The following is a 17,650-nucleotide window of genomic DNA, read 5'->3' as shown; positions in this document are numbered from 1 at the left end:
CTTGAGCCGCCGGGCGGGCACCGGCCCGCGAAACCGCGAAGGTCCGGCCGGACAGCTGCTCGCTGGCCGGCCGGACCTTCACGCGTACGCGGTGCTACATCACTTCTGCATGGCGCGGCTGCGGCGCATCAGCAGGCCGCCACCGAGCACCAGGGCGGCGCTGGCGCCACCCGCGATGCCCAGGTTGTCGTTGGTACCGGTGTGCGCCATCTGCGGCGGCTTGTGGTGCTTGGACGGCGTGTGGTGCCAGGTGTGCGTCGGAGGGTTGTGCGGGTGCCACGTGTGGGTCGGCGGGTTGTGCGTGGGCGGGTTGTGGTGCGGGGGGTGCGTCGGCGGGTTGTGGTGCGGCGGGTGGTGCGGGGGGTGCGACGGCGGGTTGTGCGGCGGGTGGGTCGGCGGGTTGTGGTGGTGGCTGGGCGGGCAGTTGTGGTCGTGGTGGTGCTTCGGGGGCTTCGGCGGCTTGTGCGGCTTCGGCGGGTGATGGGGGTGCCCCGGCTGGCAGGCGCAGTCGTGGTCGTGGCCGTGGTGCTTCGGCGGCTTGTGGTGCGTCGGCGGCTTGTGGTGGTGCGGGGGCTTCGGGGGTTCGACCGCACCCGACTCGTTCTCGCACTCGTTGCCGGCCGCGGGGTTCAGCGCGCCGATCACGTTGACCGTGTTGCCGCAGACATTGACCGGAACGTCGACCGGGACCTGGACCACGTTGCCCGAGAGCACGCCGGGGGAGTGGGCGGCGACAGCGTGGGCGTCCGCGCCCTGGGCGTCACCGGCCTCCGAGCCGCCGCCCTCGTTCTCGCACTCGTTGCCGAACGCGGGGTTCAGCGCACCGATCACGTTGACCGTGTTGCCGCACACGTTGACCGGGATGTGCACAGGCACCTGCACGGCGTTGCCCGAACCCACACCGGGCGAGCCGATCGCGGCGCCGTCGGCCGCGGCGTCGGCGAACGCGTAGCCGCCGGAGGCGGTCAGGATGCCTGACGCCGCCGCCATGACGAGCACGCTTTTACTCAAGGCTTTTCGCATGGTTGCCCCTTCTTAGGACATTTCGCGCGGGCGGTATTGACCCGCAATTCGTTCATCAGCCGGTGCGGAACCGGCGGGCCTGCCAGTTCAGCTGGGTGGGCGTCCCGTCGGGCGAGTCTGACGACACCCCTAACGACGCCGAAGCGAGGGAGAAACGTGGAACCGGTGAAAATTCTGTGATCACTCGGACGGGCTACGTGTATACGTTCGCCTGCGGGCGGGCGATCGATATACGCGTATGCGTGCACCTACGGGTTCTGTCCCCATGGTGCGTGACCGCCTTTCGCACGGGCGTCCGCACACTCCCGGCATTCGAGTGAATAGTGATAACCAAACGTCCGGAAGTCGGTTGGTCAGTGGGCTCCGGTACGGGGCATCCAGTACGAGAAGGGTTCATCGTGATCAAGAAGGTCCTGGCTACGGGAGCCGTCGCCGCCTCCATCCTCGGTCTCGGCGCGACGCAGGCGATGGCCATCGGCGACGCCGGCGGCACGACCTCCATCAACGGCAACGGTGCCTCTCAGTCCTTCGGCAACGCCGAGACGCACGGTGACGGCAGCCCGCAGTTCGGCCTGGTCCAGGGGTCGCTGAACAAGCCTTGCGTCGGCCTGCCGCTCAAGGCCAACGTCGGTTCGCTGATCGGCCTCATCCCGATCGCGGTCCAGGACGTCAACGTCCTGTCGTCGCCGCAGAACCAGCAGTGCACCGAGAACTCCACCCAGGCCAAGGGCGACGAGCCGCTGTCGCACATCCTGTCCGGCATCCCGATCCTCTCGGGCAACGGCGCCCACAACGGCTGATCCAGCCGCCAACAGGCCCGGGCCGTCGGCGTTCCCCGTCCGGCGGCCCGGGCCTGCTGCTGCCTTCCCGGTTCTTCCGAGGAATCCGAGGGAGCCGAGAAACAAGAAGCAACCGGACGACCACCACGGTGACGGTCCGTGACCGAGACTGCGTCATTCGGGCGGATTCCGAAGAATCTCCTCGGCGAAGAGTTTCGCTTACCGTCTGAAATCGTTACGAATCACAGCGGCGGAGTTACGAGCGATCAGGACCGCGCTCGTGCGGCACGAAAGTCGTGGCCGCTCCGGACTCCGTCGAAGAAAGGGATGAAAGTGAAGTACACCAAGATTGCCGCCGTCGCCGCCGGAACCCTCATGGCGATGGGTGCTGCCGCCCCGGCCTTCGCCGACTCCGGCGCCGGTGCCGCGGCCGTGCACTCCCCGGGCGTCCTGTCCGGCAACGTCGTCCAGGTTCCGATCCACATCCCGGTGAACGTCTGCGGCAACACCGTGAACATCATCGCGCTGCTGAACCCGGCCTTCGGCAACACCTGCGCCAACGTCTGATTCGCGCGCGCCGAATTCGTTCGGCACCGGTCTGCCCCGGATCGCATTCTCTGCGATCCGGGGCTCTCCTCTTTTCTGCGTCCGTCCCGGGAGTGCGCAGCCCTCCTCGATGCGGCGGAACGGCCGAAAGCGATTCCGCCGGCCCGGGCGCGGTGCGCCGGCGGCTGGGGGCGGACATCCGGGCGGGCGCGCGGGACGGATTACCCACAGTCCATCACCGAATCGTGTCCGGTGTCCTCCCCCGTACCCGAACCGGTGATTAGTCATGCAATCTGCCGAGACCTCGGGAAAGCAGCAGGGAAAGCGGTCCGGAGAAAAACCCGACCGCCCAGTTGCCCGGCCGCAATCGGATCGTTACCCAGAGAGAAAGCGGCAGAAGTCACAGCTAAAGAAGGCTGGTGCGGCGCGGGGACGCGACCGAAACGGATGCCGCTGCAGAAGGGAACCCGAAAGTGAAGTACGCGAAGACAGCTGCGTTCGTCGCCGGTTCCGTGGTTGCTCTCGGAACGGCTGCTCCCGCCTTCGCCGTTACCAACGCCACGGCCCCCAGCTTCAGCCTCGACGGCGGTGTCAACCAGGTGGTGGCCGCGGCCCCGCAGGCCGTCGACCCGGTCGTCGACACCGTCGGCGGCGCCGCCGAATCGCTGCAGAAGGACGGCACCCTCACCAAGGTCGCCGGCCAGGCCACCGGTGCGGCCAAGGGTGCCGCCCCGCTCATGGGCGGCCTCCCGATCGGCGGCTGACCGGTCCCCACGACGGCGGTTCCCGCCTCTCACCGAGGCACGCGCATCGCTCCGGTGCCGCGCACCGCGTAACCGCACGGACCGCGGAAGCACCGTTCGAGTGAAGCGCCACAACCATTCCCGCCACCGCGAGTTGATCAGGTCGCTCCGGACAGGCGGGCAACAGAAAACCCCAGAAGGGCTATTACATGATCAAGAAGATTATGGCCTCGGCAGCCGTCGCCGCTTCGATCGTCGGCGTCTCCGCCGCGGTCGCACCGCAGGCGATGGCCATCGGCGACGCGGGCGGCACCACCTCGGTCAACGGCAACGGCGCCGTCCAGTCCTACGGCAACTCCGCCACCCACGGTGACTGGAGCCCGCAGTTCGCGCTCATCCAGGGCTCGCTCAACAAGCCCTGCATCGCCCTGCCGGCCAAGGCCAACGTCGGTTCGCTGCTCGGTGCCATCCCGATCGCGGTCCAGGACATCAACGTCCTGTCGTCGCCGCAGAACCAGCAGTGCACCGAGAACTCCACCCAGGCCAAGGGTGACGAGGCACTGTCGCACATCCTGTCCGGCATCCCCGTCCTGTCGGGCAACGGTGTCGCCAACGACTAGTCGTTCCCGAGGCGACCACGGCTTCTGAGGCGTCCGCGGTTCCTGCATCACACATGGGGCCGACCCGTCCTCGCGGCAGCCGGATCTCCGGCCGCCCGGGACGAGTCGGCCCCACTTCGTGCGCCGGGGCGCGGCCGGAAGCTGCCCCGAAAGGACGGGTCCGCTGGGCCGGTTGCCGTAGCGGTGGCGGACGTGCATCGCCGTACCGGGTAAGGGCCCTTCATGGACCAGTACGACAGTCAGCGACGGCGGGACCCGCACCGGTACCCGCAGGACGGCACACCCATCTATGACCGCCTCCTCGCCGAGTGGCAGGCGGCGGCGCGCCGTGATGCCGCTCCGCCGGGTGGTGCGGAGCCCGGAACGCCGTGCGCGGGCAGCCTCGTTCCCGGGGCGCGCGTCTCCGGCGAGGGCTCACGGGGTTGACGCCGGGACGTCGAACTTATGCCGGATGGAACCCATTTGAGTGGAACCGCGGAACCGAAGCCTCCGTAAGAGGTTGATCAGTACGTTCCAGAACGGAACGCTCCGAAAGGTGAAGCGTGATGAAGAAGATGATGGCCGGCGCGGCAGTGGCCGTGTCCCTGGTCGGCCTGTCGGCCGCCGCGGCCCCCACGGCCATGGCGATCGGAAACGAGGGGGGCACCACGTCGGTCAACGGCAACGGCGCCCACAGCTCGTTCGGCAACAGCGTGACCCGGGGCGACGGCAGCCCGCAGGTCCAGCTGGTCCAGGGGTCGCTGAACAAGCTCTGCGTCGGAGCGCCGGTCAAGGCCAACGTGGGTTCCCTCGTGGGCATCCTCGTGCCCGTGGCGGTCCAGGACATCAACGTCCTGTCCTCCCCGCAGAACCAGCAGTGCGCCGACAACTCCACCCAGGCCAAGGGTGACGAGGCCCTCTCGCACCTGGTGAACGGCATCCCCGTCCTTTCCGGGAACGGTATCGCCAACAACTGAGTCCGGACACACCACCGCGGGCGGCCCGGCAGGTCCGGGCCGCCCGCGGCATGTGTGGTGAGGCGCCTGCACACGCGGATGCCCACCGCTCCACGGGGGGCGGTGGGCATCGTGCGTACGGGGGGCGGCAGGCGCAGGTCGCGCGCGGGCGGTCAGCGCAGGCTGCCTACCGGAAGCACGCAGTGGGCGGAGCTCGCGATGACCTCCGGGTCGCCCGCGAACAGCCGCAGTTCCTCCTCGCCCACCGGGAGCCCGGGGGCGCCCTGCGGCCACGGTCGGGTCGCGAACATCGCGTGCACCTCGCCCTCTTCGGTGGCGGCCGCCAGCCACTGGGGCGGCACGGGGTACTGGGCCGTGAAGTGAGGAAGCGTCAGGACGGCCTGGCCCGCCTGGACGAGGAGCTTCACGGGGAGGCCCGGCTTCTCGTCGGCGCGCACCGGGCCGCCACCGACCGGGAGCCCGCAGCGGCCCAGCGCGATGCGCATCGCGGCCTCGCCGACGGCCGGCCCCTCCGATCCGTCGCCCAGCGAGTAGGCGAGCAGGAAGGCGACATCGCGCCCGGTGTGGGGGTGCTCGCCGCTCCAGCCGATCAGGATGAGCGTGCCCAACTGGGCCTGGGTGAACGAGCCGGAGGCTGTCTGGGGGGAGGTCATGTCCGGCACCCTAACCGTCCGCGACCGGTCGATCTCCATGCGTATCACCCGATCGAGGGAGACCGCGTGACATTCCGTCCACAGCCCGCCGCATCGGCTGCCCGTCCGAACGGAGTGCCGTCATAAATACGTTGACGCCACCGGGCCGCCGCGGGCTATCGTGTGCAGCGTTGCGGACGGCGGAGAAGACCGCCGGTCCGGGCCGTGCGTGAAACCGGAGGTGAGGACATTGATGACTGTCGCTGCGATGGGCGCTGCCCACAAGCCGAAGAGCATCGTTCCCACCCCCGTGGCCGCCGGCTGACCTCCACCGAGCACGTCCGCGCCGCAGTGCGCGTTGCCGGGGCCACCCTGTGAAGGGTTTCCCTTGTCTTTCCCGTCTTCTTCTCCTTCCTCCTCTCTCTCCACTCTTCAGGGCTCCTCACCGTCGCACCCCCTGTCCGCCTACGGCTGGGACGACGGCTGGGCCGCCGAGTTCGCCCCGTACGCCGAACAGGGGCTGCTGCCCGGACGCGTGGTGCGCGTCGACCGCGGGCAGTGCGACATCGTCACCGCGCAGGGCACGATCCGCGCGGACACCGCGTTCGTCGTGCCCCGTGACCCGATGCGGATCGTCTGCACGGGCGACTGGGCCGCCGTCGACCCCGACGGCGACCCGCAGTTCGTCCGTACGCTGCTCCCGCGGCGCACCGCCTTCGTCCGCTCGACCTCGTCCAAGCGTTCCGAGGGCCAGGTGCTCGCCACCAACGTCGACCACATCGCCATCTGTGTCTCGCTGGCGGTGGAGCTCGACCTGGGCCGGGTGGAGCGGTTCCTCGCCCTGGCCATGTCGAGTACCGACGGTGACGCGCTCCTGCGTGACGTCGCGCCGGCGGGTGGCGGGGCCGCCGAACCCCTCGTCGTCCTGACCAAGGCCGACCTGGTCCCGGACGCCGTGACCCTGTCCCATCTCGTCCAGGACGTCGAGCGTCTCGCGCCCGGCGTGCAGGTGCTGCCCGTCAGCTCCGCCACCGGCGAGGGCGTCGACGTGTTCTCCGCGATCGTCTCCGGCGGTACGAGCGTGCTGCTCGGCGTCTCCGGCGCGGGCAAGTCCACGCTGGCCAACACGCTGCTCGGGCACGACGCGATGGAAGTGCAGGCCATCCGTGACATCGACGGCAAGGGCCGGCACACCACCACAACCCGCAACCTCCTGGTCCTGCCGTCCGGCGGTGTCCTGATCGACACCCCCGGGCTGCGCGGGGTCGGCCTGTGGGACGCGGAGGCGGGCGTCGGCCAGGTGTTCTCCGAGATCGAGGAGCTGGCCGCGCAGTGCCGGTTCCACGACTGCTCCCACGAGGCCGAGCCGGGCTGCGCGGTACTGGCGGCGATCGAGGACGGATCCCTGCCCGAGCGGCGCTACGACAGCTACCGCAAGCTGCTGCGCGAGAACCAGCGCATCGTCGCCAAGACCGATGCCCGGGTCCGCGCGGAGATCCGGCGCGACTGGAAGCGCAAGGGGGCCGAGGGCCGGGCCGCCATGGAGGCCAAGCGCGGCCGGGTGCGGTAGCCGGAGCCCTGGTCGGCGTCCGAAAACCGCGAGTACGGCGGTGTCCGAGGCCGCACACTGGACGGTGTGATGGACGAAGAGACCAGGTACGAGGCGGTGAGCAGCCGCGACGCGCGTTTCGACGGGGAGTTCTTCTTCGCCGTCGAGACGACCGGCATCTACTGCCGGCCGAGCTGCCCCGCCGTCACTCCCAAGCGCAAGAACGTCCGCTTCTACCCGACCGCGGCCGCCGCCCAGGGCAACGGCTTCCGGGCGTGCCGCCGCTGCCGCCCGGACGCCGTCCCCGGCTCCGCGGACTGGAACGTCCGGGCGGACGTGGTCGGCCGCGCCATGCGGATGATCGGGGACGGTGTGGTGGACCGGGAAGGCGTCCCCGGTCTCGCCCACCGCCTCGGCTACAGCGCGCGGCAGGTTCAGCGGCAGCTCAACGCGGAGCTCGGCGCCGGGCCCGTCGCCCTGGCCCGCGCCCAGCGCGCGCACACCGCAAGGGTGCTGCTCCAGACCACCGCGCTGCCCGTCACCGACATCGCCTTCGCGGCCGGTTTCGCCAGCGTGCGCCAGTTCAACGACACCGTCCGGCAGATCTACGCCCGCACTCCGAGCGAGCTGCGCTCCGAGGCCGGCACCGGGCTCGGAGCCGCGGTCCGTGAGGCCCGCACCACGGGCATCCCGCTCCGGCTCGCGCACCGGGGCCCGTACGCGGCCCGTGAGGTCTTCGACCTGCTCGCCGCCGAGACGGTCGCCCGGATCGAGGAGGTCAGCGGGGAGCCCGGAGCCCGGACCTACCGCCGCACCCTGCGCCTGCCGCACGGCACGGGCATCGCCGCCGTGGACGAGCGGTCCGCCGGCCACTGGCTGGAGGCCCGCATCCACCTCACGGACCTGCGCGACCTGACCACCGCGGTGCAGCGGCTGCGCCGCCTGTTCGACCTGGACGCCGACCCCTACGCCGTCGACGAGCTTCTCGGCGCCGATCCGCTGCTCGCCGCCGGGGTAGCCGCCCGCCCGGGGGTGCGCTCGCCGGGCACGGCGGACCCGGAGGAGTTCGCCGTACGGGCGCTGCTGGGCCCGGCGGCCGCCGGGGAGCTGGTCGCGGCGTACGGAAAGGTCCTGGACGTGCCCTGCGGCGGGCTCACCCATGTCTTCCCCGAACCGGGCGTGCTGGGGGATGCGGTGTCGCACCCCGGTCTGCGGGCACTCACCGCCGCCCTCGCCGACGGTGAGGTGCGGCTCGACGCCGGCGCCGACCGGGACGAGGCCGAGCAGGCGCTGTCGCGGCTGCCCGGTATCGGCCCGGCCACCGCCGCGCTGATCCGGATGCGCAGCCTGGGCGACCCGGATGTGGACCCGTACGGGACGCCGGGCTCGGACCGGTGGCGGCCCTGGCGCTCCTACGGCGTACGACGCGCGGAGACCACGGGGATCCCGCCGGGCACCAGGTCTCAGCCCCAGATCACCGCACCCAGCCACGCCCCCGTCACCAGCAGGCACGCGAACAGCTCGGCGAGCACGGAGTAGCCGGTCGCCCGCATCACCGAGCGGACCGACGCCCAGCCGGCCCCGCGACTGCCCAGCCGCAGCCGCTCCGCCCCGTAGATCACGCCCACGTACCCGGCGATCGCTCCGACCACCGGGACGACGAAGAATCCGATGATCCCGCCGATCCCGCCGAGCATCAGCGTCCGGCGTGGCGCCCCGGACTCGCGGGGGCGGCGCGGCGGCAGCAGCGGTTTGAGCGCCTGGTTCAGCAGCAGCAGTGCCGTGGCCCCGATCAGTACCCCCCAAGCCGCCGGCGTCATGTCCGTCAGCGCCCACCACAGGACGGCGGCCCACACGATCGCCTGACCGGGCACACCGGGCACCAGGACGCCGATCAGGCCGAGCAGCATGACCAGGCCGACGGCGACGAGCTGCCACACACTCATCTGACCAGCCTGCCGGAATCCGGCCGGTCCCGCCCGTCGTCGGAGCCTGCCCCGGGCCCGTAGACGCAGCTCAGAGGCTTGACGGCACTCTCTAGGGGCGCGGCTCGCGGGCGACCCAGCCCCGCTCGTACGCATGCCAGCCCAGCTGGAGCCGGGTCGACACCCCGGTGAGCTCCATCAGGCCCTTGACGCGGCGCTGCACCGTCCGCAGTCCCAGGTCCAGCTGCTTCGCCACGCTGGCGTCGGTCAGGCCGGCCAGCAGCAGCGACAGGATCTCCAGATCCGTCGGATCGGGCCCGGTCGGCCCTTCCCCGATCCGGCCGCTCTCACCGAGCCGCAGCGGCATCGCCTCCCGCCACACCGCCTCGAAGAGCCCCATCAGCGACTCCAGCAGCCCGGACGCGTGCACCACCAGAGCGGCGGGTTCCGCGCCGCGGCCGGTCAGCGGCACCATGGCCAGGGCCCCGTCCGCGACGACGAGTTTCGTCGGAACCCGGTCCACGACGCGGCACTGCTCGTTGCGGCTCAGCGCGGCCGAGAGCTCCACGATGCCCGACGGAAGCCCCAGCACCTCGCGTTCGACGACGACCCGGAACGACACCCCGCGCGTGGCGGCCTGCTCCTCGGACTCGTTGTCGAGCCCGCTGACCGCGATCGGGTTCCCGGTGACCAGGGCGCACACCTCGCTCGCCGCCCCCAGCTGCAGCTGATGGAAACGATGCGCCACCGCGCTCGCCCCGGTGACCACCTCGACGAGATCGTGCACGGCCGGCTCGGCGGCGTCCGCCCGGTACTCCTCGGCCAGCAGCACCGCCGCCAGCTCCGCCTGCTCCAGCTCGTGACGCTGCTGCGTCAGCAGTGCTCCCAGCGCCACGCCGGGCGGCGCCGCCACCCACCGCCCCGTACGGGCGGAGGACTGGGCGGCCAGTCCGTGCTGCTCCAGCCGCCGCAGTGCCCGCTCGGTGTCCCGTTCGGGCAGCGCGAGCCGGTGCGCGAGATCGGTGACCTCCGCGGCCCCCACCGCCACGAGCGCGCGGTAGGCCGACTCCTGTGTCTCGTCGAGACCTATGGCTCCCAGCATCCCCGGACCCCTCCGACCGTGTCGCTTCCCCGCTGCCGTGCTGCTCGGCGACCGGTCGTGGCGGAAAGCGGCCACGGCGTAAACCCGCCGGGGCACATCATCCCCGTACCGCCCGTCACTCTGCCAATGTGGCGCCACCGCAGCACCAACAACCTCCGGAATGCGGGCCTTTGGGCCTGTCCGTTCCGGTTTTACTTGGGGAGAGCGATGCGTCCGATATCGCGTACGGCACTGGGGGCGGCCACCGCCGCCGTCCTCGCCGTCACGGTGATCGCGCCGTCCGTGGCAGCGCCACAGGACGACGCGGGCACGAAGAGACCGCTGACCGGCAGCGCGGCCGCCACCGCCCAGGGGAACAAGCCCGTCACGGTCACCCTGGTCACCGGCGACAAGGTCCTGGTGAGCACGGACGGTTCGGGGAACGCCTCGGCCGTCGCGCTGCCCCGCGAGGACGGCACCGTCGCCCTCGTGCAGACCCGCCGCTCGGGCAAGGACCTGTACGTCTACCCGGACACCGCGGCGAAGGCGCTCGCCGAGCACACCGTCGACGAGGAACTGTTCAACGTCACCGGGCTCATCCGCCAGGGATACGACGACGCGCACACGGACTCCGTCCCGCTGATCGCGACCTACGCCCAGGGCCTCGCACGCAGCGCGCCGGCCACCCCGCACGGCGCCGAGCGCGGCCTCGCACTGCCGGCCATCGACGGTGTGGCGCTCAAGGCCGACAAGAAGCAGGCCGCCGGATTCTGGTCGGACGTCACCGGAACCGGAGCCGGCCGGTCCCGCTCCGCCGCCGGGCTGAAGAAGCTCTGGCTGGACCGCAAGGTCGAGGCCAGCCTCGACCGCTCCACCAAGCAGATAGGCGCCGACCTCGCCTGGGCCGCGGGCTACGACGGCCAGGGCACCAAGGTCGCCGTCCTGGACACCGGCGCGGACGCCGGACACCCCGACCTCCAGGGCCGGATCACCGAGTCGAGGAACTTCACCGACTCCGACACCACCGACGACCTCCAGGGCCACGGCACCCACACCCTCTCCACCGTCGGCGGCTCCGGCGCGGCAAGCGGCGGGAAGAAGAAGGGCGTCGCCCCCGGCGCGGACCTGCTCGTCGGGAAGGTGCTCAACGACAGCGGCTCCGGCGACTCCTCCTGGATCATCGCGGGCATGCAGTGGGCCGTCGACCAGAAGGCCGACGTCGTCTCCATGAGCCTGGGCACCCAGACGCCCACCGACTGCACCGACCCGATGAGCATGGCCGCCGAGGAGCTCGGCAGGAGCAAGGACACCCTGTTCGTCATCGCGGCCGGCAACTCCGGGCCGTCGCTCAACACCGTCTCCTCGCCCGGATGCGCGCCCAGCGTGCTGACCGTGGGCGCTGTCGACCGCGACGACTCCACCGCCTCGTTCTCCAGCCCCGGGCCCGCGATCGGCGCCCACACCCTCAAGCCCGAGATCGCCGCCCCCGGCGTCGGGATCTCCGCAGCCGCGGCGGGCGGCCGCGGCGTCTACGCCTACCAGTCGATGTCCGGTACCTCGATGGCCACCCCGCACGTCGCGGGCGCCGCCGCCATCGTCAAGCAGCGCCATCCCGACTGGACGGCCCAGCAGGTCAAGGCGGCCCTCGTGTCGTCCGCGAAGAGCGACATCCCCGGCGACGTTCGCGAGACCGGCGGTGGCCGGCTCGACGTCAAGGCCGCCATCGACACGACGCTCACCGGCGCGCCCGCCGTCCAGGGCGGCACCTTCAACTGGCCGCAGGACAGGACGGACCGCACCACGGTGCAGGTCCCGTACACCAACACCGGCACCGCACCGGTGAAGCTGTCGCTCACCGTCCAGGGCGTGACGGGCAACGACGGCTCCGCCGTCCGCTCCTCCGTCGCCGCACTCGGCGCGAAGAGCGTCACCGTGCCCGCCGGAGCGACCGTCGAGGTCCCACTGAAGCTCGACCCGGCCGCCCGTCTTCAGGACAGCCAGTACGGCGACGTCACCGGCCGGGTGCTGGCCACCGCCGCGGGCGGCGTCAAGGTCTCCACCCCGTTCTCCCTGTACGTGGGTGCCGAGACCGTCACCCTGCGCGTCAAGCTGATCGACCGTAACGGCGAGCCCGCCGCCGGCTCGTCCTCGCTCGACGTCATCGGCACCGACACCGCCACCGGGGAGCGCCGTTTCAACGACGGCTCCGCGGACCAGGTCTACGAGGTGCGCCCCGGCGCCTACTTCGTCTCCAGCTTCGTCATCTCGGCCGACCGCGACGACGTCACCGGGCGGCTCGCCGAATCGGTCGGCTACCTCGCCAGGCCCCAGCTGAACGTCACCAAGGACACCGTCCTGGTGCTGGACGCCCGCAGGGCGCACCGGCTGAAGGCGAAGACCGAGGACCGGACCACCGAGACCCGCGGCGCGACCCTCGCCTTCGGCCGCAGCTGGGACGACGCCTGGCTGCACGCGGGGTCGATCGCCGGGAACGGCGTCATCAAGGACTACCTGGTCGACATCCAGGGCAGGGCCCGCGACGGCGACTTCGAGTTCGACAGCTTCTGGCGCGCCTACGCCCCGCAGATCGAGAAGCTCGCGGTCGTCGGCGGCGCCACGCTGCACCCCACCCCCGCGTCCTCCGGATCCGTCAACCTCGACGGAACGGGCCAGGCCGCGCTCGTCGACGCCGGCACCGGCACCCCCGACGAGCTGAAGGCCGCCGGTGTCGCCGGCCGGATCGCGCTGGTCCGCGTCCCGGACGACGGCTACGTGGCCACCCAGGCCCGCAACGCCAAGGCCGCCGGAGCCGTGGCGGTCATCGCCCACCGCCCGTCCGCGGGCCCGTGGAAGCCGTCCGTCGGATACGGCGCGGCGCCCCTGCCCACGCTCGGCATCCAGGCGGACGAGGCGGCCGGCCTGAGCGCCGCGCTGGCCGCCGGACCGGTGAAGCTGAGCTGGAAGGCCACCGCGGTCAGCCCGTTCGTCTACAACCTGGCCTTCCCCGAGACGGGGACCGTCACCTCGGACCGCACGTACAGGGTCAGGGACAGGAGCCTCGGTACGGTCGAGTCCGCGTACGAGTCCATGGGCGTCGCGGCCGACTACGTGGACACCCTTCTCGCTGCCCGTCCCTACGGCGCCAGGTTCGGTGTCGGCGCAATGGACACCGTCGCCGCTCCCGGACAGCGCACCGAGTACTACTCGGCGGGCGACGGCTCCTGGCAGCGCTACATCTCCTCCAGCTTCCCCTGGGGCGAGTCCATGGTCGACAGGACCCGTACGTACGAGGCCGGTTCGCACCGCGCCGAGCACTGGTACGGCGGCATCCTCGCCCCCTCCGCGCCCCGCGACGACCAGGGCGAGGAGCAACTCGCCGCCGAACGCCAGGACAATCTGATCGGCGTCGCCCCGGGCTTCTGGAGCGACAGCGAACACGGCGGGCTCCAGGGCTCCTTCGGGGACATGGGCAGCCTGAGCCTCAGGAGCGGCGGCACGGTGATCGGTGAGACCGGCTGGCCGTCAGGGGTGTTCACCGTCCCGGCCGGGGACGCCGCGTACGAACTCACCATGAGGACCATGAAGGCCGGTCAGCCCGCCGCCGTGTGGAAGCGGTCGACCATGACCGAGACCACCTGGAAGTTCCGCTCGCACCGCGACGAGAACGCCTACTCCCAGGGCATTCCGCTGCTCTTCCCGGGCTACGCTCTGCCGTCGGACGGCCTGAAGACCCTTGCGGCGAAGGACGGTCAGCGGATCGGCCTGAGCGTCACCGGCCACGCCGGCTACACGCCCGGCACGCTCACGGCAGCCAGGGTCGCGTACTCGTACGACGGCGGCGAGACCTGGACCGAGGCCACCACCGCACAGCGGAGCGGCCGTTGGACCGCGACCGTGAACCACGCGGACGCGGCCGGCAAGGCGGTCACGCTGCGCACCGAACTGACCGACTCCCTCGGTAACTCCGTCGTCCAGACCGTGACCGACGCCTACGCCGTGCGCTGAGGTCGCGTCACCCGACCGGTCCGCCGGGCGTCCTTCCCGTGGGGGGTGGGGCCGCCCGGCGGACCTTTTCGTGGTGCCCCCTCGGCCAATTTTTCCGGATGTCCCGTTTTCGCGCGGCCTCCGCGGTGGACAATAAGGGCATGAGTCAGCAGGGGGAGAGGCGGCCCGCCGCCCATGAGGACGACTGGTGGCGCAGGCTGTACGACGATGCGGCCCCGGACACCGGGGCGAGCCAGGCGGCCGACAGTCTCGACGACCGCTTCGACTCGGCGTCGGACGCGGTGGCACCCGATGGTGGTGACGGGTACGGGGCCGCTGCCCGGGAGCCGGTGGGTGGTGACGTGTACGCGACGCCGGTGGGTGGTGAGACGTACGAGGCCGCCGCCGTGCCGGAGAGCGGTGAGGCGTACCGGGCCGGCGCCGGGGTGCCCGAGCCGAGGGTCGCGCCGTCGGGCCCCACCCGTACGGCGGAGGCGTCACCGACCCCGCCGCACGAGGCGGCCGCGCGTGCCCCGTGGGAGCCGCCGGCCGGCCCACCACGGCCCCGCACCTTCGCGGGGCCGCCACCAGCACCCCCCGCCCCCGCGGCCCCGCCCGCGCCGGTCCGGGCACCGGAACCGTCACCGCAGGCGGTGGCCCCCGAGCCGCCGCCGCCCGCCGACCCCCGCATCGCCCAGAGCCTTCCGGCCGGGGACGGCGCGGCACCGCCGCCGGCCGCACCCGCGCCGCCGGAACACCCGCCCGCGCCGCCGGAAGCGCCCGCAGCACCGCCGGCACCCGCCGAGGCCCCCACCGTCGTGGCCCGTCCGCACGACGCGCGGGACGCGGCCGCGCACGACACGGCCGCTCCGCCACTGCCCCGGCGCCCAATCGCCGAGCGGCCCCATGACCCCGTTCCGCCCGAACCCGCCCCCGAACCGGCCCCCGTTCCCGAGGCGGCGCCACCGCGTCCCCCCGTCGCCCACGTGGGCGCGAGGCCGCCCACGTACGACGCCGAACCCACCGCGCTGCCCGCGAGCGACCCGGGCGCACTGGACGGCCTCGTCGCCGACACCGTGCTCGACGGCGCCCGGTACGGCACGTACACCCTGCGGGCCGCCTCGGTGCGGGGCGACTCCGCCCGGTTCCGGGGCGAACCCCGGCGCGACGCGCTGCTCACGGCGCGGTTCGGCGCCGCGGAGGGCGCCCTGGTCCTGGTCGCCGTCGCGGGCGGCGCCCGGTCGTCCGAGAGCGCGCATCTGGCCGCGGCCGACGCCTGCCGCTGGATCGCCGAAGCCGTCGGACGCAGCCACGCCCGCCTCTCCGACGACATACGAGCGGGCCGCCGCGGCGACCTCAAGTCCGGGCTGCACCGGCTCACCGACCGCACCTACGGCAAGCTGCGCGCCCGCGCCGCCGAGCTCGGCCGCGAGCCGCACGCGTACACGGCGGGTCTGCGCTGCCTCCTGCTGTCCGCCGACCCCGCATGCCGCACCCGGGTCTTCTTCGGCGTGGGCGGCGGCGGGCTGTTCCGGCTGCGGGACGGCAGCTGGCACGACCTCGAACCGCTCGTGCCGCCCACCGGCACGCTCACCGGCGAGGCCGTGGTCGGCTTCGGCTCGGCCGCGCCCGAGAGCGGCCCCGAGGGTGACCGGCTGACCATGGATCTGGGCGTCGCCACCGCCCCGCCGCCGTACATCGAGGCCCCGGTCCCGCCGCCCGCCGAGCCGTTCCGTTTCCGGGCGTCGGTCGCCCGGCCGGGCGACACCCTGCTGCTGTGCAGCCCCGGCCTCGCCGAGCCGCTGCGAGGCGAACCGGCCCTGGCCCAGGAGCTCGCCGAGCGATGGGCACCCGCCGAGGCGCCCGGCCTCGGCGTGTTCCTCGCCGACACCCGGCTGCGGGTGAAGGGGTACGCCGACGACCGGACGGCGGTCGGCGTCTGGGAGGCGTAACCGCCCGGGGCATGGGTTGATGGACTCCGAAGAACCCGTCCGGCCGAGGTTTCACGCCCCGGCGGCCGGACAGCCGGACGTGCACGGAGCACAGGCAGAGGGAGTGCGCACCCATGGCCAAGCAGAACGTGTCGGAGCAGTTCGTCGACATCCTCGCCCGGGCGGGCGTCAAACGCCTGTACGGGGTGGTCGGCGACAGTCTCAACCCGGTCGTCGACGCGATCCGCCGCAACCCCGACATCGACTGGATCCAGGTCAGGCACGAGGAGACGGCCGCGTTCGCCGCCGGCGCCGAGGCGCAGGTGACCGGCGAGCTCGCGGCCTGCGCCGGCTCGTGCGGCCCCGGCAACCTGCACCTGATCAACGGCCTCTACGACGCCCACCGGTCCATGGCCCCCGTGCTCGCGCTCGCCTCGCACATCCCGTCGAGCGAGATCGGACTCGGCTACTTCCAGGAAACCCATCCCGAGCTGCTCTTCCAGGAGTGCAGCCACTACAACGAGATGATCTCCAACCCGCAGCAGATGCCGCGGCTGCTCCAGACGGCCATCCAGCACGCGATCGGCCGGGGCGGGGTCGCCGTCGTCTCGATGCCCGGCGACGTGGCCTCGCAGCCCGCGCCGGAGAAGGCAGCCGAGCACGCCCTGGTCACGTCACGGCCCAGCGTGCGGCCGGGTGACGCGGAGATCGACAAGCTCTGCCGGATGGTCGACGAGGCCAAACGGGTCACGCTGTTCTGCGGGAGCGGCACGGCGGGCGCGCACGCCGAGGTCATGGAGTTCGCCGAGCGGGTGAAGGCCCCCGTGGGCCATGCGCTGCGCGGCAAGGAATGGATCCAGTACGACAACCCGTACGACGTCGGCATGAGCGGGCTGCTCGGCTACGGGGCCGCGTACGAGGCCACGCACGAGTGCGATCTGCTGATCCTGCTCGGCACGGACTTCCCGTACAACGCCTTCCTCCCCACCGACGTGAAGATCGTGCAGGTCGACGTGCGCCCCGAACACCTGGGCCGTCGCTCCAAGCTCGACCTGGCGGTCTGGGGCGATGTCCGGGAGACGCTGCGCTGTCTGACGCCGCGGGTGAAGGCCAAGAGCGACCGCAAGTTCCTCGACCGGATGCTCAAGAAGCACGCGGACGCGCTGGAGGGTGTGATCAGCGCCTACACCCGCAAGGTCGACAAGCACGTCCCGATCCACCCGGAGTACGTGGCCTCGGTCCTGGACGAACTCGCCGACGACGACGCCGTGTTCACCGTCGACACCGGTATGTGCAATGTGTGGGCCGCCCGCTATCTGACGCCGAACGGCAAGCGCCGGGTGATCGGTTCGTTCAGCCACGGCTCGATGGCCAACGCGTTGCCGCAGGCCATCGGCGCACAGTTCACCGACCGGAACCGCCAGGTCGTCTCGATGTCCGGGGACGGCGGGTTCACGATGCTGATGGGGGACTTCCTGACCCTCGTCCAGTACGACCTGCCGGTGAAGGTCGTCCTGTTCAACAACTCCTCGCTGGGCATGGTCGAGCTGGAGATGCTCGTCGGGGGACTGCCGTCGTTCGGTACGACCAACAAGAACCCGGACTTCGCGGCCGTCGCCCGGGCCTCGGGGGCGTACGGAGTCCGCGTCGAGAAGCCCAGGCAGCTGGAGAGCGCGCTCAAGGACGCCTTCAAGCACAAGGGCCCTGCCCTCGTCGACGTCGTGACCGACCCGAACGCGCTCTCCATCCCGCCGAAGATCAGCGCGGACATGGTGACCGGCTTCGCGCTCTCCGCCAGCAAGATCGTGCTGGACGGCGGGGTGGGCCGGATGGTCCAGATGGCCCGGTCGAACCTGCGCAACGTGCCTCGCCCGTAGGGCC

General features: G+C 71.9%; 14 protein-coding genes. 10 read left to right on the top strand and 4 right to left on the bottom strand.

Features of this window, described 5'->3' with window-relative positions; all coding sequences use genetic code 11:
• Positions 1 to 99: 99 nt before the first annotated feature.
• A complete protein-coding gene (locus ABTX18_RS27140) occupies positions 100 to 999 on the bottom strand; it encodes a chaplin (protein WP_503061220.1) in 900 nt (299 codons plus the stop codon).
• Between the two features lie 422 nt (positions 1,000 to 1,421).
• Between ABTX18_RS27140 and ABTX18_RS27135 the strand changes: the two genes are divergently transcribed.
• The 5 genes from ABTX18_RS27135 (at position 1,422) to ABTX18_RS27110 (ending at position 4,667) form a co-directional block, all read left to right on the top strand.
• The gene (locus ABTX18_RS27135; RefSeq protein ID WP_352125375.1) at positions 1,422 to 1,823 is read left to right on the top strand and encodes a rodlin; all 402 of its coding nucleotides are present in this window, start codon (positions 1,422 to 1,424) and stop codon (positions 1,821 to 1,823) included.
• Positions 1,824 to 2,135: 312 nt separating this feature from the next.
• Positions 2,136 to 2,369, top strand: coding sequence for a chaplin (locus ABTX18_RS27130; RefSeq protein ID WP_352125374.1), 234 nt, complete (start codon positions 2,136 to 2,138; stop codon positions 2,367 to 2,369).
• Between the two features lie 452 nt (positions 2,370 to 2,821).
• A complete protein-coding gene (locus ABTX18_RS27125) occupies positions 2,822 to 3,112 on the top strand; it encodes a hypothetical protein (RefSeq protein WP_352125373.1) in 291 nt (96 codons plus the stop codon).
• Between the two features lie 188 nt (positions 3,113 to 3,300).
• A complete protein-coding gene (locus ABTX18_RS27120) occupies positions 3,301 to 3,711 on the top strand; it encodes a rodlin (protein ID WP_352125372.1) in 411 nt (136 codons plus the stop codon).
• A gap of 545 nt (positions 3,712 to 4,256) precedes the next feature.
• Positions 4,257 to 4,667, top strand: coding sequence for a rodlin (locus tag ABTX18_RS27110; protein ID WP_352125370.1), 411 nt, complete (start codon positions 4,257 to 4,259; stop codon positions 4,665 to 4,667).
• A gap of 152 nt (positions 4,668 to 4,819) precedes the next feature.
• Here ABTX18_RS27110 and ABTX18_RS27105 read toward each other — a convergent pair whose 3' ends face one another.
• The gene (locus ABTX18_RS27105; protein ID WP_352125369.1) at positions 4,820 to 5,320 is read right to left on the bottom strand and encodes a DUF5949 family protein; all 501 of its coding nucleotides are present in this window, start codon (positions 5,318 to 5,320) and stop codon (positions 4,820 to 4,822) included.
• A 367-nt stretch (positions 5,321 to 5,687) separates the two neighbouring features.
• Between ABTX18_RS27105 and rsgA the strand changes: the two genes are divergently transcribed.
• Together rsgA and ABTX18_RS27095 are read left to right on the top strand one after the other, a co-directional pair.
• Positions 5,688 to 6,869, top strand: a complete 1,182-nt coding sequence (gene rsgA, locus ABTX18_RS27100; protein ID WP_352125368.1) for a ribosome small subunit-dependent GTPase A — start codon at positions 5,688 to 5,690, stop codon at positions 6,867 to 6,869.
• A gap of 69 nt (positions 6,870 to 6,938) precedes the next feature.
• A complete protein-coding gene (locus ABTX18_RS27095; protein WP_352125562.1) occupies positions 6,939 to 8,387 on the top strand; it encodes a DNA-3-methyladenine glycosylase 2 family protein in 1,449 nt (482 codons plus the stop codon).
• Here ABTX18_RS27095 and ABTX18_RS27090 read toward each other — a convergent pair.
• Positions 8,312 to 8,794, bottom strand: coding sequence for a DUF456 domain-containing protein (locus tag ABTX18_RS27090; protein ID WP_352125367.1), 483 nt, complete (start codon positions 8,792 to 8,794; stop codon positions 8,312 to 8,314). The genes ABTX18_RS27095 and ABTX18_RS27090 overlap by 76 nt on opposite strands.
• 91 nt (positions 8,795 to 8,885) lie before the next feature.
• Positions 8,886 to 9,875 carry a helix-turn-helix domain-containing protein gene (locus ABTX18_RS27085; RefSeq protein ID WP_352125366.1) on the bottom strand — a complete coding sequence of 330 codons (990 nt, stop codon included), beginning with the start codon at positions 9,873 to 9,875 and terminating at the stop codon, positions 8,886 to 8,888.
• Between the two features lie 207 nt (positions 9,876 to 10,082).
• Here ABTX18_RS27085 and ABTX18_RS27080 point away from each other — a divergent pair, with 207 nt between their 5' ends.
• The 3 genes from ABTX18_RS27080 to ABTX18_RS27070 all read left to right on the top strand — a co-directional run bounded on the left by ABTX18_RS27080 (position 10,083) and on the right by ABTX18_RS27070 (position 17,646).
• A complete protein-coding gene (locus ABTX18_RS27080; protein ID WP_352125365.1) occupies positions 10,083 to 13,859 on the top strand; it encodes a S8 family serine peptidase in 3,777 nt (1,258 codons plus the stop codon).
• A gap of 140 nt (positions 13,860 to 13,999) precedes the next feature.
• The gene (locus ABTX18_RS27075) at positions 14,000 to 15,790 is read left to right on the top strand and encodes a protein phosphatase 2C domain-containing protein (protein ID WP_352125364.1); all 1,791 of its coding nucleotides are present in this window, start codon (positions 14,000 to 14,002) and stop codon (positions 15,788 to 15,790) included.
• 113 nt (positions 15,791 to 15,903) lie between these two features.
• Positions 15,904 to 17,646: a pyruvate dehydrogenase gene (locus ABTX18_RS27070; protein WP_352125363.1), complete on the top strand. Its 1,743-nt coding sequence runs from the start codon at positions 15,904 to 15,906 to the stop codon at positions 17,644 to 17,646.
• Positions 17,647 to 17,650 lie beyond the last annotated feature (4 nt).

Source organism: Streptomyces sp. NPDC096323 (genome assembly GCF_040302845.1).
In the GTDB taxonomy this organism is placed as follows: domain Bacteria; phylum Actinomycetota; class Actinomycetes; order Streptomycetales; family Streptomycetaceae; genus Streptomyces.
Note: the sequence above shows the minus strand (reverse complement) of the source record. Positions and strands in the feature narration are given on the sequence as shown.